At 43.2% G+C, this 23,731-nt stretch carries 20 protein-coding genes; all 20 read right to left on the reverse strand.

Translation table 11 applies throughout. The annotated features are described in order from the left end of the window. Nucleotides 1–391 precede the first annotated feature (391 nt). The 20 genes from IGI49_RS06625 to pyrH all read right to left on the reverse strand — a co-directional run bounded on the left by IGI49_RS06625 (nucleotide 392) and on the right by pyrH (nucleotide 23,731). Entirely contained in the window at nucleotides 392–1,534 is a 1,143-nt protein-coding gene (locus IGI49_RS06625; RefSeq protein ID WP_429964978.1) for an amidohydrolase, read from the reverse strand. A gap of 78 nt (nucleotides 1,535–1,612) precedes the next feature. Then, nucleotides 1,613–2,890: an MFS transporter gene (locus tag IGI49_RS06630; RefSeq protein WP_429963876.1), complete on the reverse strand. Its 1,278-nt coding sequence runs from the start codon at nucleotides 2,888–2,890 to the stop codon at nucleotides 1,613–1,615. A gap of 256 nt (nucleotides 2,891–3,146) precedes the next feature. Continuing rightward, nucleotides 3,147–3,917 (reverse strand): DUF2922 domain-containing protein, encoded by a 771-nt coding sequence (locus tag IGI49_RS06635; protein WP_207702521.1) that lies wholly within the window; start codon nucleotides 3,915–3,917, stop codon nucleotides 3,147–3,149. A 73-nt stretch (nucleotides 3,918–3,990) separates the two neighbouring features. Next, nucleotides 3,991–4,374 (reverse strand): hypothetical protein, encoded by a 384-nt coding sequence (locus IGI49_RS06640; protein ID WP_207702522.1) that lies wholly within the window; start codon nucleotides 4,372–4,374, stop codon nucleotides 3,991–3,993. Between the two features lie 240 nt (nucleotides 4,375–4,614). Beyond that, nucleotides 4,615–5,550, reverse strand: coding sequence for a riboflavin biosynthesis protein RibF (gene ribF, locus IGI49_RS06645; protein WP_207702523.1), 936 nt, complete (start codon nucleotides 5,548–5,550; stop codon nucleotides 4,615–4,617). A gap of 50 nt (nucleotides 5,551–5,600) precedes the next feature. Further along, nucleotides 5,601–6,521 (reverse strand): tRNA pseudouridine(55) synthase TruB, encoded by a 921-nt coding sequence (truB, locus tag IGI49_RS06650; protein WP_207702524.1) that lies wholly within the window; start codon nucleotides 6,519–6,521, stop codon nucleotides 5,601–5,603. A 123-nt stretch (nucleotides 6,522–6,644) separates the two neighbouring features. Further along, the gene (locus IGI49_RS06655) at nucleotides 6,645–8,714 is read right to left on the reverse strand and encodes a cation:proton antiporter (protein ID WP_207702525.1); all 2,070 of its coding nucleotides are present in this window, start codon (nucleotides 8,712–8,714) and stop codon (nucleotides 6,645–6,647) included. Then, nucleotides 8,711–9,007, reverse strand: coding sequence for a hypothetical protein (locus tag IGI49_RS06660; protein WP_207702526.1), 297 nt, complete (start codon nucleotides 9,005–9,007; stop codon nucleotides 8,711–8,713). Before IGI49_RS06660 ends, IGI49_RS06655 begins: the two co-directional genes overlap by 4 nt. A gap of 110 nt (nucleotides 9,008–9,117) precedes the next feature. Next, entirely contained in the window at nucleotides 9,118–9,465 is a 348-nt protein-coding gene (gene rbfA / locus IGI49_RS06665; RefSeq protein ID WP_207702527.1) for a 30S ribosome-binding factor RbfA, read from the reverse strand. Between the two features lie 17 nt (nucleotides 9,466–9,482). Further along, nucleotides 9,483–12,173, reverse strand: coding sequence for a translation initiation factor IF-2 (infB, locus tag IGI49_RS06670; protein WP_429963877.1), 2,691 nt, complete (start codon nucleotides 12,171–12,173; stop codon nucleotides 9,483–9,485). A 12-nt stretch (nucleotides 12,174–12,185) separates the two neighbouring features. Continuing rightward, nucleotides 12,186–12,488, reverse strand: coding sequence for a YlxQ-related RNA-binding protein (locus IGI49_RS06675; RefSeq protein WP_010759451.1), 303 nt, complete (start codon nucleotides 12,486–12,488; stop codon nucleotides 12,186–12,188). After that, nucleotides 12,481–12,777 (reverse strand): RNase P modulator RnpM, encoded by a 297-nt coding sequence (gene rnpM / locus IGI49_RS06680; protein WP_429963878.1) that lies wholly within the window; start codon nucleotides 12,775–12,777, stop codon nucleotides 12,481–12,483. The genes IGI49_RS06675 and rnpM overlap by 8 nt, the downstream gene beginning before the upstream one ends. Nucleotides 12,778–12,795: 18 nt before the next feature. After that, nucleotides 12,796–14,064: a transcription termination factor NusA gene (nusA, locus tag IGI49_RS06685; RefSeq protein ID WP_429963879.1), complete on the reverse strand. Its 1,269-nt coding sequence runs from the start codon at nucleotides 14,062–14,064 to the stop codon at nucleotides 12,796–12,798. An 11-nt stretch (nucleotides 14,065–14,075) separates the two neighbouring features. Then, on the reverse strand, nucleotides 14,076–14,549 hold the full coding sequence (gene rimP, locus IGI49_RS06690; RefSeq protein WP_429963880.1) for a ribosome maturation factor RimP: 474 nt from the start codon (nucleotides 14,547–14,549) through the stop codon (nucleotides 14,076–14,078). A 175-nt stretch (nucleotides 14,550–14,724) separates the two neighbouring features. Further along, a complete protein-coding gene (locus IGI49_RS06695; RefSeq protein ID WP_429963881.1) occupies nucleotides 14,725–19,062 on the reverse strand; it encodes a PolC-type DNA polymerase III in 4,338 nt (1,445 codons plus the stop codon). Nucleotides 19,063–19,221: 159 nt separating this feature from the next. Then, nucleotides 19,222–20,490, reverse strand: a complete 1,269-nt coding sequence (rseP, locus tag IGI49_RS06700; protein ID WP_429963882.1) for an RIP metalloprotease RseP — start codon at nucleotides 20,488–20,490, stop codon at nucleotides 19,222–19,224. 78 nt (nucleotides 20,491–20,568) lie between these two features. Next, nucleotides 20,569–21,363 carry a phosphatidate cytidylyltransferase gene (locus tag IGI49_RS06705; RefSeq protein WP_429963883.1) on the reverse strand — a complete coding sequence of 265 codons (795 nt, stop codon included), beginning with the start codon at nucleotides 21,361–21,363 and terminating at the stop codon, nucleotides 20,569–20,571. Beyond that, a complete protein-coding gene (locus tag IGI49_RS06710) occupies nucleotides 21,360–22,160 on the reverse strand; it encodes an isoprenyl transferase (protein ID WP_429963884.1) in 801 nt (266 codons plus the stop codon). The genes IGI49_RS06705 and IGI49_RS06710 overlap by 4 nt, the downstream gene beginning before the upstream one ends. Nucleotides 22,161–22,449: 289 nt before the next feature. Then, a complete protein-coding gene (gene frr / locus IGI49_RS06715) occupies nucleotides 22,450–23,007 on the reverse strand; it encodes a ribosome recycling factor (RefSeq protein WP_429963885.1) in 558 nt (185 codons plus the stop codon). Nucleotide 23,008: 1 nt separating this feature from the next. After that, on the reverse strand, nucleotides 23,009–23,731 hold the full coding sequence (gene pyrH, locus IGI49_RS06720) for a UMP kinase (protein ID WP_429963886.1): 723 nt from the start codon (nucleotides 23,729–23,731) through the stop codon (nucleotides 23,009–23,011).

Consider the following 23,731-nt stretch of genomic DNA (forward strand, 5'->3'; position numbering starts at 1 on the left):
ATAAATTTTGCTACTTAAGAGGTGAAGAACCAATTGTAAGCAGGATTAGATAATCAAATCTTTGATCTGTGAGAACTCCCGTATGGTCTAACAATAAAATCAATACCAATGGCAGCATATTTTCTGTAACATAGGATTATTGGTTTCAATCATTACTAGGAATTCTACGCTTATTGATTTCTGGTATTTACTTATTTACAGATCAGAAAAATGAAAATAATAATACACTTTCAGTTGTCTTCTGCTACAAATCAGAAAGTCCCCTCCTAAGAGAATTACTTAGTCAACACATTTCATGCTCTTACAGGCAAGTCACTTGAAATCATTATTGCTCACAACTACGAATAATGAAATTTTAATACAATATTCTTTGCTAAAAGTGTACACTCTTTTACTCTACCAAATAATCCACAACAATGCTTCCCATCACCTCAGCACAGATCAGCAGGGATTTTTCATTGATATCAAATTTAGGATGGTGGTGCGGATAGGCTGGCTTGCCTTCTACCTGAGCACCGACATAAATAAAGGTACTTGGCACTTTTTCAGCAAAATAAGCAAAGTCCTCTGATGGTGGAATAGGCGCGGTTACTTCAATGGCTTCCACTCGATCCAACGTGGTATTTTTCAAGATTTCAGCCGCTTGTCTAGTAAATGCAGGATCATTGTAAAGAACCGGATAATCTGTGGTGTAATCCAAGTCGCAGACCACGCCAAAGGCCACCTCCACACCTTTACAAACCTTATTAATCTCTGCATCGATAATATCCCGGGCGTGTTCACTCATGGAACGAACATCCCCTTCTAAAACTACCTGATCCTTGATGACATTGAAGGAGCCTTTTCCTTCAAAGGAACCAATCGTCACCACGCCCATGTCAAAGGGATTAATCCGGCGGCTGATAACCGTTTGCAGCATGGTCACAAAATAGCTGCCCGCCACAATCGCATCATTGGCTTCATGAGGTGAAGAACCATGTCCGCCTTTTCCTTTGATAGTCAATTTGAAGAATGAACGGGCTGACTGGATTTCACCTTCGCGATAATAAACCTTGCCTAACGGAAATGTGCTCATGACATGGATTCCGGCAACGTTATCTACGCCTTCTAAACAGCCGGCCTTGATCATCCCCACTGCTCCTCCTGGTGGAGTTTCCTCCGCTGGCTGATGGAAGACTTTAATTTTCCCTCGCAGCTGATCCTTCATTTCGGCTAATGTTTCAGCCAAAACCAGCATATAGGCCGTATGACCATCATGCCCGCAAGCATGCATGACCCCTTCATTTTTAGAAGCGAAAGGCAGGTCAGTCGTCTCCTCGATGGGTAAAGCATCAAAATCGGCACGAATCGCCAAGGTTTTCCCTGGTTTGCCTGAATCAATCGTGACAATAATGCCATTTTCATCATTGATCTGAGTCTCCACCGTAACTTCTAACTCTTTATCCTTGTAAAAATCGGCAATATATTTGGCTGTCTCCGTTTCATGAAAAGACAATTCCGGATGCTCATGCAGGTACCGGCGAATTTCAATCATTCTTGCTTCTTTTTCCCGAAGCGCACTAAAAAGCTGTTCCTTCAAACTCAAAAAAATTCCTCCTTGTATAAAAACAGGTTATTTGGCACTTTCCAAACGATCGGCTTTTCCGCCAAAATACCGGCGAGAAGTCACATAAGAACCAACCCAGCCTAACAACGTTAAGGCAGTGAAGGCAATCATGCAAAGCCAAGCGATCTGGAAGGAGCCGGTGGTATCCAAAATACTGGCCACAAAAACTGAACCTAAAGCTGTACCGATAGTCATGATACTCGTCACTAAACCATAGGCTTCAGGATAATTTTTTTGTCCAAAGACACTGGCGGTAATCAATGGCGGAGATACTGTCCCGATTGGCGTACCTAGCCCAAAGGAAAAAGCCATTAGATACAAAATAGTTGTATTTTGTCCATTCAGCATCAACACAAAGGCCAGCCAAAAGGCGCCGCAGCCAAAAAGACTGCTGATGACTACACCAAACTTGTCATTAACCCAGCCTAAAATCAGTTTTCCAAATATTCCGACAAATGAATAAATAGAAATAATATTGGCCGAAACCGCTGGATTATGCATCTCCTGGATCGCTGCTGGGAAATTCGATAAGGCACCGGAGTTTATTAAACCGTTTAAGAACATGCCCAGCATAGCCAGCCAAAAGAAGAATTTTGTATATGAGCCCTTCACTGTTAACGAAGAGTTGGCACTTTCTTCCACCGCTCCTTCAGAAAGCTGTTGCGGTTCCTTTTCAGCTCCATAAGGCTGCAAATTTTTTTCCTTTGGAGAGCTTTTGAACACCAATAAAGCGATCGGCAAAGAACAAAGCAGCGCAATCCCCGCCATCAACTGATAGGTGGTGCGCCAACCGTAATTCGTCAGAAACAACGTTACCACCTGTGAAAAGATCGTTCCGCCAATCCCAATTCCGGCCATCGCAATACTCATGGCTAATCCACGCTTCTCTTTGAACCACATGGTAATCATATAGCTGATCGGAATTAGCGTCGACATCCAATAAAATAGGCCTACAAAAAGGGAAGAAATATATAAGTGAATCGCACTTTGCGCTAAGGAATAGGTAAAATAGCTAATACAAAAACCAATAATCCCAGCAACCTGTAATAATTTCATTTGTCCTGCAGCAATCCGCTTCGCCACCAGCGGTGATAGAACAATCCCCACCAATTGAACAATCGTGTTCACCAGCATAAACTGGCTGCGGCTGATTTGCAGCTCGTCAATCACGGCTAAAGCATATTTGCCGGACAACGACATTACTAGCGGAACAATCGTCGCAGTAATCACGACGCAGCCGGCAACAATCCACCAGCCGTAAAAAATTCCTTGTTTTTCTTTCATACCGTTCCTCCTTGTCTTACAAACTACTCACCCTGTCCCCCTTTCACTATATTTACAGTCAGCTTTCAAAAGGCCCACATCCCAGAAAGATGGGTCACCTCCTCTAAAAAATCAAACTGATCTCTTTATTATACCTGTTGAAAAAGATTTTTTCAGGTGAAAATTTGTGTCAAAGAATCGGCTGCTTGTCTCCAGCTTTTTTGAAGGGATCGATCGTATCCCCTTTAGCAAAAAATGCGAACCTAGTACTAGTTTTTCAATCGGCTATTCTTTTTTGCGTTCCCTTTTTAAACTGCTTCAGGGTCTTTTTACGCTTGCGTTTATCCCAAGGAAGACCTGACAGCAGATGCCTGAATTTTGATTTGGGCTTCGGTACCCAATCGACCCTTTTTTCCGTCACCGGCTCTACAGCTTTTTCTGCTGCTGCCTGCTGCGGAACTCCGGTGAGGATTTCCGTTAAGTCTGTTTTGGGGAATTTATCCTCGGAGCCTTCAATGTTAAAAACGATATCAGCTGTTTTAAAGCTCTCCAAAGTAGCCCCCGCCGGTAACTGAGCCGTCAACATCGCAAGCAGCTCATCCTCCGTTAGTGCCGAAGCATCGAAATCCTCTGGAATTTTAATTTCTATTTGCGGTACTTCTAAAGCGGTTGGTGCAATTGGTGCAACTGATTCCGATTGAAGCGCTTGAACAGAATTCAAAGGGATCAGATCTTTTTTAACTGGAGCGACTGATACTGATGTTTGTGTTGCTTGAGCTGTTTCAGGCTGAACTTCAGCGTCTGAGGCTGCTGCTCTGCAATTCTTCTGACGTAAATCAAAGATAGGTCTTTCGATGGTTTCGACAAATTTGGCACAGACCAATTTCTTGAACAGTCCCACCTCGCCTTTTTCAAATAAATTCAACTGTACTAATTTTTCTAATCCCGCCCGAATTTCTTCGGCAGGTTTATTTCGATCTGGATCTTTCAAGTTTAAGCGATGTAAACCGCCTTGGCTGTTCTCAAAGGTTGCAGCTAAGCTTAACATAGTTTCATTCCTTTCGTTTTTAGAGTATCTATAGTCAATGGATTACTGTTTAGGTTTACGTTAAGGTGCCTCGTCACGGAACCGAGAAAGTTTCCGGAACCAGCTTGGCGAATTGATCCTTCAGTTTGCTGATTTTCTCAGCAACAAACATGGTAATAGCGAATAAGCGGGAGGTTAACAGCTTCCACTCATCTAGGGCAAAATATTCGCGGAAAAGATAATAATAGCGGCGCAGTGCACGGGTAGATTTGGTTTCTAAGAAAATATGGCGAACTAATCCGCCTAATACGTAACTAAAATCCTTGCTGCTTAGTTCGTCTCTAATTTGAAGCGCTATCAAATATTTGATAGTATTTTTTGAATCACGACTCTCGTCGTAATAATTGCTGATACGAGTTTCAAGCGTAGAACGCTGAAGCTGAAATAATTGCTGATAATTTAATGTATGTTCAGTCATTTTACAGACCTCCTTTTTTCTTGTGAAATAGTATTTCTCGTGTCGACGCTTTTAGGCTAAATTATTTTGAAAGGGTTGTCAATAGGTAATTTTTATAAACTAATACTTAAAAAAACAAAAAACGCACCACCAAAGGATTTCCCGAAAGTAAAAAAATTTACCCATATTTCCGAATTTTTATTAAAAAAAGGGAAATACAAAAAAAGATCACTAGACCAATCGGGCCTGGTGATCTTCCTTTTATGCAAAATAATCTCTAGTGGCTACTTCATCAGCATCCAGTTGAGCAATCAGCTCCTCAGCTGAGTTAAACTTCACCTGTCCTCGAATAAAGTGCAGCCAGCGTACTCGAACCTCTTCCCCGTAAATATCTTGATTAAAGTCCAAAATGTTCAGTTCGACTGTTTTCTGGCGATGAGGGCCAAAGGTATCGTTATGTCCAATCGAGCCCATCGCCGGATACCAGTGACCGCCAACTAAAATCTCGTTGACGTACACCCCGACCTTCGGCAAAACCATCTGCTCATCTGATTGAATATTCGCGGTTGGATAGCCTAGTTCACGTCCCCGAGCATCGCCATGAATCACGACCCCGCTAGTCTCATAAACGTACCCCAGCAAACGATTAGCTTCTTCCAGATTTCCATCCGTCAGCAGCTGACGAACCCGTGAGGAGCTGATTTTTTCTTCATGATCCACCTGTTTAGGCACCATTACCACTTCAAAACGTCCCTTGGCATACTCCGGCAGATGGGCAACATCCGCTTCGGCTCCTTTGCCGTAGGTATAATCAAAGCCGGATACCGCTACTTTTGCATGAAGTCCGGCAATGTATTGATCAACAAAATCCTGCGGCGGCTGAGCAGCAAAGGCGGAAGTAAAAGCAACCTCATACAAAATATCTACCTGCAAGCGCGCCATTAATTCTTCCTTTTGGGTAAGATTAGACAAATATTTAACCGGATTGCGGTCCACCTTTTGGAAAACCACTGCCGGATGCTGGTTGAAGGTCATTACAGCCAGCTTCAAATTTTTTTCTTTCGCAAGTTTACGTCCAGTTTCAATTACTTCCTGATGTCCGCGATGCACGCCATCAAAAAAGCCCAGAACCAGTACCACCTCATCGGTCGGAATTTCCGCCGGCTGATAAGGGTGGCGTAATTTAATTATCTCCATCATTATCTCCTTTACTATCAACTAGACCAATTTTATCAAAACAACGAGTCTTATTCGTTGCGAATCACTTTACTCGGTTTCAGCCAACCCGATCGCTGAGGATGCACCCCATACAAGCTGACTAGTTTATCCTGGTAGAACAACGCAATCAAATCCTCAGGCGCTGCTTCTAAGCCTAATTCCTTCAAGGGAAGCAGCTGACCGTTTTTAACCTTTTGCCACAAGTCATCGGACAAATTAATCCGCGAAAATTCCTGAACCGCTGTTTCAATCGGTTGCAAAATCTTATCCATCCGCTCCTCGTCCATCAATTGCTGAACCTGCGACAAGGTTGCTGCTTGACCGGCAACAAAACCGCCGCTGGCTAAGCGAGTCAAATCAGACATGTGTGCCGGATAGCCTAAAGCCGCGCCTAAATCAACCGCCAAAGTACGAACGTACGTTCCCTTTCCGCAAGAAACCTCAAAGCGCCAGGTTTGAGTTCCGGCTGCTTCATCAAACTCCGGCTCGCTCACCCGTTGAAAGGCATAAATCTCCGCTTGACGCTGGGGTCTCTCCACTTCTTCGCCGGCCCGGGCATACTCATACAGCCGTTTGCCGTTAACTTTTACCGCTGAATACATCGGCGGAATTTGTGTGATCGTGCCCACGAATTTCTTCATGACAGCATCAATTTCTTCCGCTGAAAAAGGGGTTTCCACCCGCTTTTTTTCAATCAGCTCACCACTGACATCCTCAGTCGTCGTAGAATAACCCAACGTAATTTCACCCGCGTAAATTTTGCCGCTGTCCTGCAAATACTCAATAACCTTGGTTCCTTTACCGATGCAAATCGGCAAAACGCCATCCACATCAGGGTCAAGGGTCCCCCCATGACCAATTTTTTTCATTTTTAAAATCTTGCGTAATTTAAATACACAATCGTGACTCGTCATTCCCCGTTCTTTCCACAAAGGCAAGATACCGTCCATTATATCGCTCCATTTTCCTAAAATTTCAACGTTGCCATTATACCATAGCTAAATGCAGAAAAGACAAAGAAAAAATTGCACCAAAAAAACCTCGTCCATTTTTAATAAACAGACGAGGTTCTCTTAAGATTTTTTAGCTTTTTTCTTGCGAAGAATAAAACGGAGCGGCGCATCCGCCGGCTGACGCATAGCGTAAGATTCCAGCAAATTGACCCGATGACGGTAATCATTGGCTTCAAAGGTGGAAATATCGCCGCCAACCTCATGCTCATCAATGATTTTTCGCTCCAAATAATAGCCCCGCAGCAATTCCTTAGTATACAAAGGATCTTGTTGAATCAAAATGGTTCCAAAAAGTCCCTTTTTATTGACTTGTTCCATCAAATTTTTGCGTTCTTCGACAAAGAAATCAATCAATTCTTCATCATAAACATCTCTCAAGTTTTCCAAACTATTTAAAATTGCTTCGCTGTTTTGTAAAAAGATTTCTCTCACTGCTGAAACATCCCGCCGATCAATGACACTTCGCTGACCTCGAGTTCGCCGACGTTGCAAAAATAGCTTTGGATGTAAAATTACCCGAATAACTCGCTGAACCACAATCAGCCAAAAGCCTAGAAACGACAGGACTTGATGAGGAATCGAATTTTGGAAACGAGAAATAAACATCGAATACAAACGATAGGATTCGGTATTTATTTTCCGACGTCGATAACTTTCATCCAAGCCATCCCGCTCAATCGAAAGCATTAAGGCCTGCACCTCTTGAAATTCCTGCTGGCTGCTTTCAGACATTGTTTCGGTAAAAAGCTCTTGAATATGGTCCTGATAATTAGTAATCACCGCTTGAATTGCAAAAACCTCCTGCTCACTCAGCTCAGGATTTTCGATATCCTCCTCTAGACAAGCAATCACTTCACGGTAAATTCCCGCCTGTCTTGGATTCGAAACCGGAGTTACCTCGCCATCTGATAAAATCGGCAGTAAAATCATGCCCATAATTAGACTAAGAAAGGTCACACAAGCGGTAATAAATAGCAGCAGCGAGCGTTCAGGAAAATCAATACCACCAATCGTCGCTGGCAAAATAAAAATCGTCGCAATACTGACAGTTCCTTTGACACCACCAACCGTCAATAACAAACGCTCATGCAGATAATGATGCGTTTTCCGGAATCCCCGGGTAAAGGAATAAAATAAGGTAATAAAAAGAAATCGAATTAAAAAGAGCAGTGCGGTAATCACACCTACAATAAAGAATAAGTGCAGATTGGCGTAGGTTTCGCTATTCCAAATTGGTGAAAATACTTGGGACAGCTCAATCCCCAGAAAGAGGAACACTAGCGCATTCAGAGTAAAACTAATGGTTTGCCAGCTGGTCTCAGTAACATTGGACAGTTCTGCATCGAATAAGCTGATTTTGCTAAAGCGTCGAGATTCCAACACTCCACAAACGACCGCCGCGATAATTCCCGAAGAATGCAGCAGCTCAGCAACTAAATAAGCCAAAAATGGCAAGGTCAATTCAATCAGCAAATACCCAGTTATATCCCTGGCGGAGATCCGCTCAATCAGCTGAATCGACTGACGTTTAATATAAACGACGATAATCCCTGCCAACACACCGCCCAAAGTCGAAAGCAGCAAGGTCAAAGAAGCATCCGCTGCTGAAAACTGACCGGTCATTAAAGCGGCCACCGCAAACTGAAAGGCGGTAACGCCGGAAGCATCATTCAACAGGCCTTCACCCTCCAGAATATGCATCACCGAATCCGGCATTTTCAGCCTTTTTGCCAGTGAATTCACCGCTACCGCGTCAGTTGGGCCTAATGCCGCACCAAAGGCCAGGCAGGCCGCCAGCGGGACTGCCGGCAGCAACGCATGCAAGGCAAAGCCCACCCCGGTCAAGGTGAGAATCACCCCGCCAAAGGCTAAAAATAAAATGGTCCAGCTATGCTTCAAAATAGCCGGAATGTCCGCTGTTTCCCCTTCTCGGAAAAGCAGCGGCGCAATAATCATTACCAAAAAAACCTCGGGTTCAAAATTGATGGAGCGGCCAATTTCTGTCAGCCCCAGCAAAATCCCTAACACAATTTGAATCATAAACATCGGAATAGACGGAAACACCTTAGCCAACACGTTGGACAAAGTGATTGTTAAAGCAAGAAAAATAATGATCTCAATTAGGATCATTTAGGACCTCTGGCTTGCTTCTCTCTGACTTTTGCTAATATTTTTAGAAATTCTATTTTCTTGTCAATAATCCGTTTTTCCAATTCGGTTAATTCTTTTGAGTCCTGATCTAAAGACAACTGCGCCCGTTTCGCTTCCATCCTTAAAAGATCATGCTTCATCCGTTCTGTTTTGCGATACAAAAGCAGATTGTTCTTCTTCATATGTTGTCTAATTAATTTTCTTTCTTCTGGAGAACAATTGAGGTATTCGTCATGTAGTTGACGCATACGCTTATCGAATTCTGTACTCATCTCCAACAGCCTCCTCAAGCTATTTTGCTTAAAACCCTTTACACTTTAACAGGAAATTCCTTATTTTGCAAAAAAAACCTGAGTGAAGCATTTTCACCCAGGCCTTTTCTTTACTCTTTATTTAGATCGCGAATCATTTGATCAATTTTTGAGCCGTATTCAACGGATTCATCTAATTCAAACACTAGCTCAGGTGTTTTGTAAATGGACAGTGCTTGACCAAGTTCTCGACGAATCAAGCCCTTTGCCTTGTCCAAACCATCCTGTGCTTTTTGCTTGTCAGAAGCCTTATCCGACAACAGACTGTAAAAAATGGTTGCCTGCTGCAGGTCTCCCGTCACGCGCACATCCGTAATATTCACGTTTTGAACCCGTGGATCACGAACGCGTTTACGCAAGATATCATTGACTTCTTTCAAAATCTCTTGAGCAACTCGACGATCTCGATAGTTAGGCATAAAAACTGCCTCCTTTTTTAGGCTTTCTTAATTTCTTGCATGATGAAGGCTTCGATTACATCGTCCACCTTAAGGTCATTGAAGTTTTCAACCATGGCACCACATTCGTAGCCCATCTTAACTTCTTTCACATCATCCTTGAAGCGTTTCAGGCTGGCTAGCTTGCCTTCGAAGATAACAATACTGTCGCGAATAACGCGGACGCCGCTGTCGCGGGAAATGCTGCCTTCGTTGACATAACAGCCGGCAATTGTTCCGACTTTAGAAACCTTGTATGTTTCACGAACAGTCATTTGACCAGTAATTTTTTCTTCGTACTCAGGATCAAGCATACCCTTCATCGCTGTTTCAATTTCATCAATCGCTTGATAGATAATCCGGTGCAAGCGAATATCTACTTCTTCGGCTTCTGCTTGTTGTCTTGCTTGCGGTGTTGGGCGAACATTGAAGCCAATCATGATGGCGTTACTTGCTGCTGCCAGAGTAACGTCGCTTTCATTGATGGCACCAACTGCTGAATGGACGATATTTACTCGTACCCCTTCAACATCGATTTTCTTCAATGATGCAGCCAATGCTTCAGCTGAACCTTGAACGTCCGCTTTGATAATTACGTTAACGTCCTTCAATTCGCCTTCTTTTAATGATTCAAACAGGTTGTCTAACGTTACGCGAGCATTGGAACTGCGATGCTCTTGTAAGGCACGTTTTGCCCGTTCTTCACCGGCTGCCCGTGCTGTTTTCTCATCCGCGAAGACTGCAAAACGGTCTCCGGCTTGAGGAACATCATTTAACCCGGTAATTTCAACTGGTGTTGCTGGTCCAGCAGTCTTGTCGCGACGACCAATATCATTCGTCATTACACGAACCCGACCATAGGTATCACCAACTACAATTGGATCACCGACATTTAAAGTACCTTGTTGAACTAATAAAGTAGCCACAGGGCCTTTTCCTTTGTCCAAACGGGCTTCAATTACTGTACCAATAGCATTTTGAGTCGGATCAGCTTTCAAATCTTCCACTTCTGCGACTAAAAGAATCATTTCCAGCAATTCTTCAATATTTTGATTGAATTTCGCGGAAATTTGTACAAAAATTGTATCGCCGCCCCATGCTTCAGAAACCAATTCATGTTCACTTAATTCCTGCATAACACGATCTGGATTCGCACCTGGTTTGTCAATTTTGTTCACTGCTACGATAATCGGCACTTTCGCCGCTTTCGCATGGTTGATAGCTTCAACTGTTTGAGGCATAACCCCATCATCAGCTGCAACAACCAAAATAGTGATATCCGTGATACTTGCGCCCCGAGCACGCATGCTGGTGAAGGCCGCATGTCCTGGAGTATCCAAGAAAGTAATTGGCTTGCCGTTAATATCAATTTGGTACGCACCGATATGCTGTGTAATCCCGCCGGCTTCACCGCTGGTTACCCGTGAATGACGCAGGGTATCCAATAAGGTTGTTTTACCATGATCGACGTGACCCATGATAGTAACAACTGGTGGTCGTGGAACCAATTTTTCTTCGTCTACTTCTTCACCTTCAAAGAACCGGTCGATATCAGCAATATCAATCTGAACCTTTTCTTGCGCTTCGATGCCATAATCTGTTGCTAGTAATTCAATCGTATCTTTGTCCAACGGTTGGTTTTGATTAACCATAACTCCCACCAAGAATAATTTCTTAATGATTTCTGCTGGTTCACGATAAATTTTCTTGGCAATATCGGCTACGTTCATGCCGACAGTGTATTCCAATACCTCAGGCAGTTCACGGAACTTACGTGCTGGAACTGGCGGTTTTTGGCTTGGTTGATACTTGCCTTTTTTTCCTTTTTTATTGAATTTGTTCTTGTTGCGGTTAGCACCAAAATTATTGTTGCGATTTTGGTTACCGAAGTTATTATTACGGTTGCGGTTTTGATTGCTTCCGCCTTGTGTGTTGGAGCGTTGTTGGCCTTGATTCCCTTGCTGGCCTTGACCTTGAGCTGGACGTTGACCTTGATTACTTGCTGGGCGTTGACCGGCTTGTCCTTGGTTATTCGGACGTTGACCTTGATTCCCTGCTGGGCGTTGGCCGCCTTGTCCTTGGTTATTCGGACGTTGACCTTGGTTACTCGCTGGGCGTTGGCCACCTTGTCCTTGATTGTTTGGACGTTGACCTTGGTTACCCGCTGGGCGTTGGCCGCCTTGTCCTTGGTTGTTCGGACGTTGACCTTGGTTACCCGCTGGGCGTTGGCCACTTTGTCCTTGATTGTTTGGACGTTGACCTTGGTTACCCGCTGGGCGTTGGCCACTTTGTCCTTGATTGTTTGGACGTTGACCTTGGTTGCCCGCTGGGCGTTGACCTTGGTTATTTTGTCCTTGACGATTGTCCCGGTTGGGATTGCTTTGTTGATTATTATTTGAATTTCTCACGCTGTCTTGATTTCCTTTTCTATTTTGGAAATTTGGGTTATTTTTAGAGCTCTTAAATTTAGGTTTTTCGTGCTGGTTAGCTGATGGTTTTGCTTGAGTATTTGCTGGTTTTGGTTGTTGTGCATTTCCAGTAAAAGCCTTCTTCAGTTTTGACTCATCGTCATTTGAAAGAGCTCCCATGTGGTTAACAACATCGATCCCCAATGTGTTGGCCTTGTCTACAACATCCTTACTTGATTGATTAATTTCTTTGGCAAATTCATATACTCGTTTTTTTCCCATGCAATCACCTTCCTAACCTTGTATTAACGACACCATCTTTTTAGCAAAGCCCTGGTCCATCACCCCAATTACCTTGCGGGGTTTGCCAATAGCGGCTGCTAACTCACTTTCTGTGAATTCAATCAGACAGGTCGTTTGATAAAAATTGCTTTTATCTGTTACTTTTTTCTTTGTATTTTCACTGGCGTCAGAAGCAACTAAAACCAACGCAGCTTTTTGTCTGCGGATTTCATTAATGGTAAGTTCTTCCCCAGTGATCAGTTTGCCTGCACGCATTGCCAGGCCCAATAAGTTTAAGGCCTTTTGTCTATTCATTGCCGAAGAGCTCTCTTCTGGCTTTTTGATGGGTCACATAATCTAGCAGCTCTTGATAAAAGTCATCAGAAAGGTCTACTTCCAATACCCGATCCAAAACTTTTTTCTTCCAGGCCTGCTGGACTTCTTCCGGCTCAATTGCAACATAGGCCCCTCTGCCGGGCATTTTGCCGGTAGGGTCAATTGCAACTTCGCCTTCCTTTGATTTCGCGATCCGAATCAACTCTTTTTTCGGTTTCATCTCGCCAGATACGACGGATTTACGTAAAGGGACTTTTCTTTTTTTCATAAAATGCCTCCTACGCGATTAATCTTCTTCTTGATCAAAAGCAACATTTTCAATGTCGTCTTCTGTCATATCAGGAGTGATTTCAATTGGTTCTTCTACTGCTTCACTCTGTTCTTCTGCCAGTTCCTCAGTGTTTTCTTCAGCATATTCTTCCGGATTTTCCAATCGTTCAGCAAAGCCTTCTGGGAATACGCTTTGAAGAGCTTCTGAGCTTTCATCAAAATCACCATCGTCATAATTCGCATAGAATTCTTCCATGTCTGATTCTGATTTAATGTCAATCTTATGACTGGTTAACTTAGCTGCCAGACGTGCATTTTGTCCACGTTTGCCGATTGCTAGTGACAATTGGTAATCAGGTACAACAACGGTACACACTTTAGGATTTTCAGTATCGAAAATAACATCCTCAACCTGTGCTGGGTTTAATGAATTGGCGATAAATACTGCTGGATCTTCGTTCCATTCAACAATATCCATGTTTTCACCCTTCAGCTCATTAACGATCGCTTGAACCCGCTGCCCTTTAGGACCTACACAGGTTCCCACTGGATCGATGTTCGGGTCATTCGAGCGAACCGCTACTTTCGCACGGTCGCCTGCTTCACGGGCAATGCTGATAATTTCAACAATTCCGTCATATACTTCAGGAACTTCTTGCTCAAATAGCCGACGCAGCAAGTCTGGGTGACTGCGGCTCACGAAAACCTGTGGGCCCTTTGATGTGTTTTCTACGCGAGAAACATACACTTTGATGCGGTCATGAGGTTGGTAGAATTCATTTGGCATTTGATCTTGTTTAGAAAGAACCGCTTCGATTTTTCCTAAGTTTACATAAATGTAGCGGTTGTCCTGACGTTCAACAACCCCTTGCATAATGTCTTTTTCATAGGCACTGTACTCAGTGTAAATTATGTTGCGTTCCGCCTCACGGACACGCTGCAAGATGACCTGCTTCGCGGTTTGAGCAGCAATACGGCCGAAATCCTTTGGTGTTACTTCAAAGCGGATCATGTCGCCGATTTCGTAAGCTGGATTAATCGTCATAGCTTCTTTTAAAGAAACCTCCAATTGTGAATCCATTACTTCTTCGGTTACTTCTTTGACTGCATATACATGAATATCGCCTTTTTTCTCATCAAATTGGACTTCTACGTTTTGTGCTTGTCCATAATGACGTTTGTACGCAGAAACCAAAGCTGCTTCTAAAGCATCAATGACGATTTCTTTCGAAATGCCCTTTTCTGCTTCTAAAGTATTCAATGCATTCAGCATTTCTTTACTCATTATTCTTCCTCCTAAAACTCGATTGCGAGACGTGCTTTTGCAATATTGCTTCTGTCAAAAGTGATGTCTTTGATGCGGGTCTTGATTTTTACGGTTAATATCAATTGTTCCTTATCTAATTCCTTTAAATATCCGTCATACTGCTTCTGACCATCCACATTTTGGTAAAGAGAGACATGAATGTACTGTCCTAGTGCATTTTGATAATCTTCCTCTTTTTTCAATGGACGTTCAGCTCCAGGGGAGGATACTTCAAGAAAGTATGCTTGAGGAATCGGATCAGGATCAATTTGATCCAGCTTTTCACTCAATTTTTCGCTGACATATGCACATTCTTCAATGTCGATGCCACCTTCTTTGTCAATGAACACTCTCAAAAACCAATTTTTTCCTTCTTTAACAAATTCAACCTCTACCAATTCAAAGTGTTGATCCTCTAAAATCGGCATCACTAAATCAGTGATGGTTTCGACTACGCTGCTCAAGCTGTCAGCCTCCTTCTTGCTTTCAATCCATTAAAAAGAGTGAGCGAAAAATCCGCTCACTCACCTCACTGTCTGATTACATTGTTATAATACCACAGTTGGAATGAAAATTCAACCAACCCATTTTCATAGAAGCGGTTTGCATACCGATTCCTCTAGGTATTTATCTCTTTCTTTACATATCGAATAATGAAAGCTGATTCTCATCCGGCAGATCTTTCAATACGCCCTGAGCATCCATATATTCGATCAAGGTCTTGGAAACTTTCCCACGACCGGCCAAATCTTCTTTAGACAAGAAAATTCCGTCCTTGCGTGCTTCGCAAATCTGTTTCGCCACGTTCATTCCTAAGCCTGGCACGGCTCTGAATGGGGCAATCAAGGTATCCCCATCAATCACAAAATCCGTCGCATCTGATTTGTACAAATCAATCATGCCAAAGGTAAAGCCTCGCTCCAGCATTTCATTACACAATTCCAATACGGTCAGCTGATTTTTTTCTTTCGTTGTTGCATCCATACCTTTATCCGTAATAAGCTTCATGGCAGCCTTCACTGCGTCCTTGCCTTTAGCCATCGCGACTAAGTCAAAATCATCGGCCCGAACAGAGAAATATGCACAGTAATAAAGAATTGGGTAATACACTTTAAAGTAGGCCACCCGCAGCGCCATCAAAACATACGCAGCCGCATGGGCTTTCGGGAACATGTATTTAATCTTCGAACAAGAGTCAATGTACCATTCCGGCACGTTGTTCTCCCGCATTGCTGCCAAATAAGTTTCCCGCAACTCATCAGGAATCTTGTTCCATAATCCCTTACGCACTGTCTCCATAATCTTAAAGGCCATTCCACTGTCTAAACCAGCATGCATCAGATAAACCATGATGTCATCCCGACAACCGATAACGTTAGCTAAGGTAGCGTCGCCACGGCGGATAACTTCTTCGGCATTCCCCAGCCAAACATCGGTTCCGTGAGAAAGACCAGAAATTTGCAGCAGCTCGGCAAAGGTTGAAGGATGTGTTTCCTCTAACATGCCTCGAACAAAGCGAGTCCCAAACTCTGGAATCCCCAGCGTACCCGTTTTAGAATAAATCTGGTCTGATTCCACTCCTAATACCTGTGGACCAGCAAAAATCTTCATTACCTCGGCATCATCGGTCGGAATCGTTTTAGGATCAATCCCAGACAACTCCTGCAGCATCCGAATTACCGTCGGATCATCGTGTCCCAGGATATCCAGCTTCAATACATTATCGTGAATTGAGTGGAAGTCAAAGTGAGTCGTTTTCCATTCGGAGTTCTGATCATCCGCCGGATATTGAATCGGCGTAAAATCATATACATCCATATAATCAGGAATAACGATAATCCCACCCGGGTGCTGACCCGTCGTCCGTTTAACTCCCGTAGCACCTTTGGCTAACCGATCGATTTCTGCCCCGCGAAAATGCAGGTTATGATCTCTTTCGTAGCCCTTAACATAACCATAAGCCGTTTTATCTGCTACCGTACCGATCGTTCCGGCTCTAAAGACATATTCCTCACCAAACAATACCTTGGTGTAGTTGTGAGCCTCTGCCTGATAATCTCCAGAGAAGTTCAAGTCAATATCGGGAACCTTATCCCCATGGAAGCCTAGGAAGGTTTCAAAAGGAATATCATGTCCGTCTTTATGCAGACGTGCACCACATTTAGGACAAGCCTTCTCCGGCATATCAAAACCAGAACCGTAGGAGCCGTCTTCAAAGAATTCCGAATACTGACATTCTGGACAATAATAATGAGGCGGTAAAGGATTTACTTCAGTAATCCCGGTCATGGTTGCCACAAAACTGGAACCGACTGATCCCCGTGAACCAACCAAATAGCCATCCTGATTACTCTTGTGCACCAGTTTTTGTGAAATCAAGTAAATAACCGAGAAGCCGTTACCGATAATCGAATCCAGTTCCTTTTTCAAGCGTTTTTCGATTACTTCCGGCAGTGGATCACCATAAAGCTCCTTCGCCCGAGTATAGCTCAGCTGCTTAATTTCTTCCTCTGATCCCGGAATCTTAGGCGTATACAATTCATCCTTCACTGGTACGATCTCTTCGCAAGTATCCGCGATCAGGTTCGTATTATCGACAACGACTTGTTTTGCCAGCTCTTCCCCTAGAAAAGCAAAAGCCTGCAGCATTTCATCTGTAGTCCGGAAATGAACCTCCGGCAGACTGTGGCGGTTCAAAGGATTGGCACCGCCCATAGAGGTAACCAGAATTTTACGATAAATGGCATCCTCTTTATTAAGGTAATGGACGTCCCCCGTAGCAACGACTGGTTTGTCCAGTTCTTTACCGATTTGCACCAAATTGCGAATAATATCTTCCAGATCCGCTACATCCTTCACCAGCTCCTGTTCAAGCAACGGGGCATAAACTTCCTTTGGCATGACTTCAATGTAGTCGTAAAAGCTCGCACGATTCTTCGCCTCTTCGACCCCTTTTTGCATCATGGCTTCAAAAATCTCACCTTGAGAACAAGCCGAACCGACTAAAATATTTTCCCGCAGTTTTTTCAGCTGTGAACGAGGAATACGTGGTACCCGTTCATAGTAATTGATGTTCGACATGGAAATCAGTTTAAACAGATCCTTCAACCCATCCTGATTTTTAGCCAGTAAGGTTGCATGGAAAGGTCGGGCCCGTTTATAGGAATCTCCCTCACCTACATGATCGTTCAACTGGTCATGGTAAAGCATCCCGTGTTTTTCCATCGCTTCTTTAACAAAAATCCACCCTAAATGGCCTGTTGCCTCTGCATCATAGACCGCTCGGTGATGCTGTTCTAGGTTTACGCCGAATTTCTTCGTCAAGACACCTAGTCCAAACCGTTTAAATTCCGGGTACAGATAACGCGCCAGCTCCAAAGTATCAATGACCGGATTCGTCGTTTCTGGAATATCATGGCGGACATAGCTGGTATTCAAAAAGCCGATATCAAAGGCCGCATTGTGGGCCACTAAAATCGTTCCTTCACTGAATTTTTCAAACAGCTGCAGCACTTCTTTTTCCGATTTAGACCCGCGAACCATCTCATCAGTAATCCCAGTTAAGTTAATCGTTGTTTCTGACAAAGGATGGCCTGGATCAATGAACTCTTCAAAGGTATCAATGACATTTCCCTTGTGCATTTTGACCGCCGCCAGCTCGATAATCTTGTTATAAACAGCTGACAAACCGGTCGTTTCCACGTCAAATACAACATAAGTAGCATCAGTTAAGGCAATGTGCTGATCATTATAGGCAATCGATACCCCATCATCAACCACATTGGCCTCGACACCGTAAAGAATCTTGACTCCCGCTTTTTTACCTGCCGCATGGGCATCCGGAAAAGCCTGCGCGCCGGCATGGTCAGTAATCGCAATTGCTTTGTGCCCCCATTTGCCCGCTTGAGCAACTAGGTCGCTAATACTGTTGGTCGCATCCATCGTACTCATATTAGAGTGCAAATGCAGCTCCACCCGTTTTTCTTTGCTGTAATCCTTGCGGTCAGGATGCTTCACTTCTTGAATATCCTGAGCATTCATAACTAAATCCCGCATAAAGGTGTCTTCCTGAACGCTTCCGCGAACCCGAATCCAGCTTTTCTCACTAATCGCGTCAAAAATCTTTTCATCCTTTTCGCCATTAGAGAATTTCTTTACTACGAAGGAAGAGGTGTAATCCGTCATTTTTAAAATCAGGATCTTACGTTTGGAACGCAGCTCACGAACTTCTTTATCGAAAATAAAGCCTTCGATCGTTACCCGGCGTTCTTCCTCCAAAATATTTCCCATCAGCATAATCGCTTCATCCGCTGGAATGTTGCGGCCCATTTGAATCGGACCATCAAAGGCCGCTTCTGATTTTTCCTTCTTCTTCGCTTCGTGCTGCGCCATAGTTTCAGCAGCTTTTTCTTGGAAAGCCGCATCCTGTTCCTGCTTGCGTTCTTCAAACAGCTTCAAAACCCGTTCCTGCTGCTCCTCATCCACCTCAGGATCAATCCGCAATTTAGGAAAACCGTAAGAAACCAGATTATCTTCAATTAACGGCAAATACTGCTGCTTCAAAAAAGGAATGACCGTTTGATTATCAATCAAAAGGACAATCCGTTTATCCTGCAGGACTGGCAGCGGTTTGCTTAACACCTGTTTAACTAACGGCGTATCACAATCCTGTTCGCTTAAAGCCAAACGCCAATAATGCTGCAGCAATTCTTCATTAAACTGGGAATCGGCTGCTTCAATATGTAGTTTAACCTGGGCAATTGACTGAAAGGCCAGCACCAATTTCTGGTGAAAGGCATAGTATAGCTTAGCTGGCAAAATTTGCGGTGCCTGAATAAAGAATTCCCACACCCGTGACTTTTCATGGACCACCACTTGTTTAATTTCAGCCGCTTGAATAAACGGATGCTGCTGGTCCTCATCACTCAGCTCAATTTGACGCAATAAATTTTCGAATAATTCCCGATTTTGAGACAAAAGAACATCTCCTTCACTTTTTTCAAGTACTATCTAGTATAACTGTTTTTTTTGAGCTTTGCATTAAAATTATCCCATCAAGCCACAAGCTTAAACTTAAAAATCTAACCGCTAAACCATTCGAAAAAAGGAACCCGCCGCAGCGAGTTCCTTGATCAGTTAAAAGAAGAAGCGAGATATATCATTCCAGGTAACCAGAATCATCAATACCATGATGAATACAAAGCCGGCCATCGTAATTAAACCTTCTTTTTCTGGATCCATTGGTTTTCCTCGTAATGCTTCAATAATATTTAACAAAATTTTTCCACCATCAAAGGCTGGAATCGGCAGCAAGTTAACAATCCCTAAATTGACTGATAGAAAAGCCATCAAGGAAATCACTGTCCGCACGCCTTGGCTAGCCGCCTGAGAAGACAATTGGTACATCATCACTGGACCACCCAGCTTGTTCAAGCTGAAGCCGGTGAATAGTGAACCTAACGCTTTAAAGATTTGAGTCACTACATTCCAGCTTTGGGTAACTCCGCCAACAATCTTGTCCACAAAGCCCGTCTTCATAAAGGCACTAATACCGATTTTACCAATTTTTTCACCGTTTACCTTAGAGGTTTCCGGTGTTAACGAAAGCGTCTTTTCTTGCCCATTTTCAGTGGCAACCACTGTTACTTCTTTGCCGGGATTCTTCTGAATTTCAGTCGTTAAATCCTCCCATGAAGCAACCTGCTTATCATTGATTTGAACAATGCGGTCATTTTCCTTCAAGCCAGCTTCAGCTGCCGGACTGCCCGCTTCAACAGGTCCAATTTGATTAGTATTGTAGACCGGTACTCCGCCAGTCATAAAGGCTAACGCAATAAACAAAATAACTGTCAAAATAAAGTTATTCATCGGTCCTGCAAAGTTCGTTAAAATCCGCGCCCCAATTTTCGCTGACTGGAATTGAACATCTCTCGGCGCGATACGAACCTCTGTACCATTCTCTTCGATAACCGTCGCATTATGATTGACTGTATATTCAACTTCTTGACTTTCATCGCCATTCTCATAGCCCTTAATGGTTAAATCATCCACTAAATCAGCCGCAATCAGCTCCATTGGAATACTGTTTGGCAGTTGAACCTTCTTGCTGACATTGATACGCTGAACATGCCCCTGCGCATCCAGCTCTAATGACATCGGCATCCCAGGACTTAATTCGGTTTCCTCATCCTCTAAGCCGGCCATCCGCACATAACCGCCAATCGGCAATAAACGCAGCGTGTAGGTGGTCCCATCCTTACCCATATGGGCATAAATTTTAGGTCCCATCCCAATCGCAAATTCTCTAACTAAAATACCAGCACGCTTGGCAAAGAAAAAATGGCCAAATTCGTGAACGATAACTAATACTCCAAAAACAATCAAAAATGTAATCACTGTACGCATAAGCTTACCTGCCTTTAGCTTTTTCTTAGAGCTAGTGTATCATAAAACCACGAAAAAAAAGCTCTTAACGCGAGCTTTTTAAAAAACACCTAACAAATGCATCATAGGAAAGACAAAAAGCATACTGTCAAACCGGTCCAAAATTCCGCCATGTCCCGGTAAAATATTACCCGAATCCTTCACATCAAAATGTCGTTTGATTGCCGATTCCACCAAGTCACCAAATTGACCAACCACTGAGAAAACAATCGTGAATAATAGCATCGTTATTAAATTATGTTGGGTTAAGTTAGGCTGTACAATTAGAAAAATAACCGCTACTGCCAAGGCACTAGCAATTCCACCTAACGCGCCTTCAATCGTTTTATTGGGAGAAATATCCGGCCAAAGCTTGCGCTGACCGAACTTGCGGCCAACCATGTACGCCCCAATATCTGTTGCCCAAACAATAAAGAAAGCAAAGATAATCATTGCCAAGCCTTCTGAGCGAGCGATGACCAGATTTTGGAAACCTACTCCGGCATATAAACTGGCAATAACTGGAAAACCAGCTTCATCAATCGTGTAAGTATTTTTCGAAACAACCGAAAAACCTAAGATAATCATGACTGTTAAATAAAATAATAAAAAGTTGCCTGATGTATCATTTAAAAATGGAAACCAGCGCTCCGCCGGCAGTACTAAAAATACTGCTCCTAAAATCGAAAGTACTCCTTCAAAGCTTAAAATTGCTAAGCCCTTCATGCGGAATAACTCATATACGCCGACACCGGCTAAAGCAGCTGCAGCCAGCTCAATCGCAATGCCGCCTACATATAAAATCGGCAAAAAGACTGCCAAGGCCACTACAGCCGTAATTACTCGTTGTCTCATTTAGTATCCTCCTTGTTTAACCCGCCAAAACGGCGATTGCGGTTTTGGAATGAAGCGATCGCGGTCTCCAAATGAGCACCGTCGAAATCAGGCCACAAAGCTTTGGTAAAGAATAATTCACTGTAAGCCAATTGCCACAGCAGAAAATTACTGATCCGTTCTTCGCCGCTGGTACGAATCACCAATTCAGGATCCCGCAAATCTGCTGGCAGAAAACCGGTCATTAAATGACTGGCAATCGTTTCTTCATTAATATCTTCTGGCTTCTTTTGATCCTTCTCTACTTCTTTAGCAATTGTCTGCACTGCACTGACAATTTCAGCCCGGCTGCCGTAGTTCAGAGCAAAATTCAATACCAAGCCATCATTAGAAGCTGTTTGTTCGATCGCGCGTTTAACCGCATCCTGGGTATGAGCTGGCAAATATTCCTCATAGCCCATCACCTTTACTTGAACATTTTCAGCAATCAACTCAGGGACAAACGTATCAAAAAAGTCCACCGGTAATTGCATCAAGAATTTCACTTCATCCTCAGGACGTTTCCAGTTTTCCGTTGAGAAAGCATACAGCGTCAATACCTTGATCCCTAATTTATTGGCATATTTAGTAATGCGCTTAACGGTTTCCATGCCTTCTTTGTGTCCGGCCACTCGCGGAAGTCGTCTATTTTGAGCCCAACGTCCGTTTCCGTCCATAATAATTGCCACATGTTTAGGAATTGCACCTTCTGGATTGAAAGTCAGTTCACTTTCTTCTGGTGTATATTTCTCTTTTTGTGGAAAAAAACGTAATACCATTAATTTTCCCCCTCAATTCTTATTCTTCAAGACAAATGCCCGCCAACTAATCAGCTTTAAAAACCAATAAACAACTCATTGATTAAAGAAGCTGGACCGGCAACTCATTTGCCATTATAGCAATAAACCTAAAGCTTGCCTACGCATATCCGCAGGTATTTAGTTTTTTTCAAACATTTGCCTAAATAAAAATCTCTGATTACAAGCATTTTCTGGCATATTTAGAGATTCTAATTTCCATAAAAAAAGACAACTGTCTAAAGAGCTGGACAGCTGCCTTAACTTCTAATTAAACTTCTAGTAGTTCTTTTTCTTTTTCGCTGACAATTTTGTCAATTTCTTTCACGCTATCGTCGGTTAATTTTTGGATGTCTTTTTCCATGCTGCGTAAGTCATCTTCAGTAATATCGCTATTTTTTTGCTGCTTTTTGTAATCATCCATCGCATCACGACGTACGTTGCGGACAGCAACCTTAGCATTCTCAGCTTCTTTTTTCACTTCTTTAGCTAATTCTTTCCGACGTTCCTCTGTTAATTGAGGAATCACTAAACGGATTACGTTCCCGTCATTTGCCGGATTCAAGCCAATATCACTAGCTAAAATTGCTTTTTCAACGTCTTCGATTGTGCTTTTATCGAAAGGTGTAATCATTAATACTCGTGCTTCTGGAACAGTAATTGATGCCAATTGATTGACCGGTGTTGGTGCTCCGTAATAGTTAACCGTGATTCGGTCTAACAAGCTGGCATTCGCACGTCCAGCCCGAATTTGTCCTAGTTGACGTTGCAGAGATTCTTCTGCTTTTTTCATCTTTTGTTGCGCTTCGTTCATTACTGCATCTGCCATGTTATTTCCCCCTTACAGTTGTTCCGATATTTTCACCTTGAACAACTCGTTTAATATTTCCTGGTTCATTCAAATTGAAGACAACAAGCGGAATATCATTGTCCATACTTAGTGAACTTGCGGTTGAATCCATTACTTGCAATCCTTTAGAAATGACATCCAAATGAGTCAATTCATCAAACTTAATCGCATTTTGATCCAGCTTTGGATCTGCAGAATAGACACCATCTACATTGTTTTTCGCCATTAAAATGACATCTGCATTGATTTCAGCAGCCCGTAACGCAGCAGTTGTATCGGTTGAGAAATACGGATTTCCGGTACCACCAGCAAAAATAACAATCCGGCCTTTTTCTAAATGACGCTCCGCTTTGCGGCGGATATATGGTTCAGCAATTTGGCGCATTTCGATAGATGTTTGTACGCGGGTTGGTACTTCGATGTTTTCTAAAGCATCTTGTAAAGCCAATGCGTTCATCACGGTTGCCAGCATGCCCATATAGTCAGCTTGTGCCCGTTCCATGCCCATTTGCGCACCGATTTGTCCGCGCCAGATGTTGCCGCCGCCGACGATAATCGCCATTTCGATTCCCAGCTCGTGGACCTCTTTGATTTCTTCAACAATATCTTGGATAATTGGCGGATTAATGCCGAATTTTTCCTCGCCGGCTAATGCTTCACCGCTTAGTTTAAGTACTACTCGTTTGTATTTTGGTTCTTTCAT

Origin of the sequence: Enterococcus sp. AZ071, assembly GCF_050499065.1 — a bacterium.
Classification (GTDB): domain Bacteria; phylum Bacillota; class Bacilli; order Lactobacillales; family Enterococcaceae; genus Enterococcus_A; species Enterococcus_A ferrettii.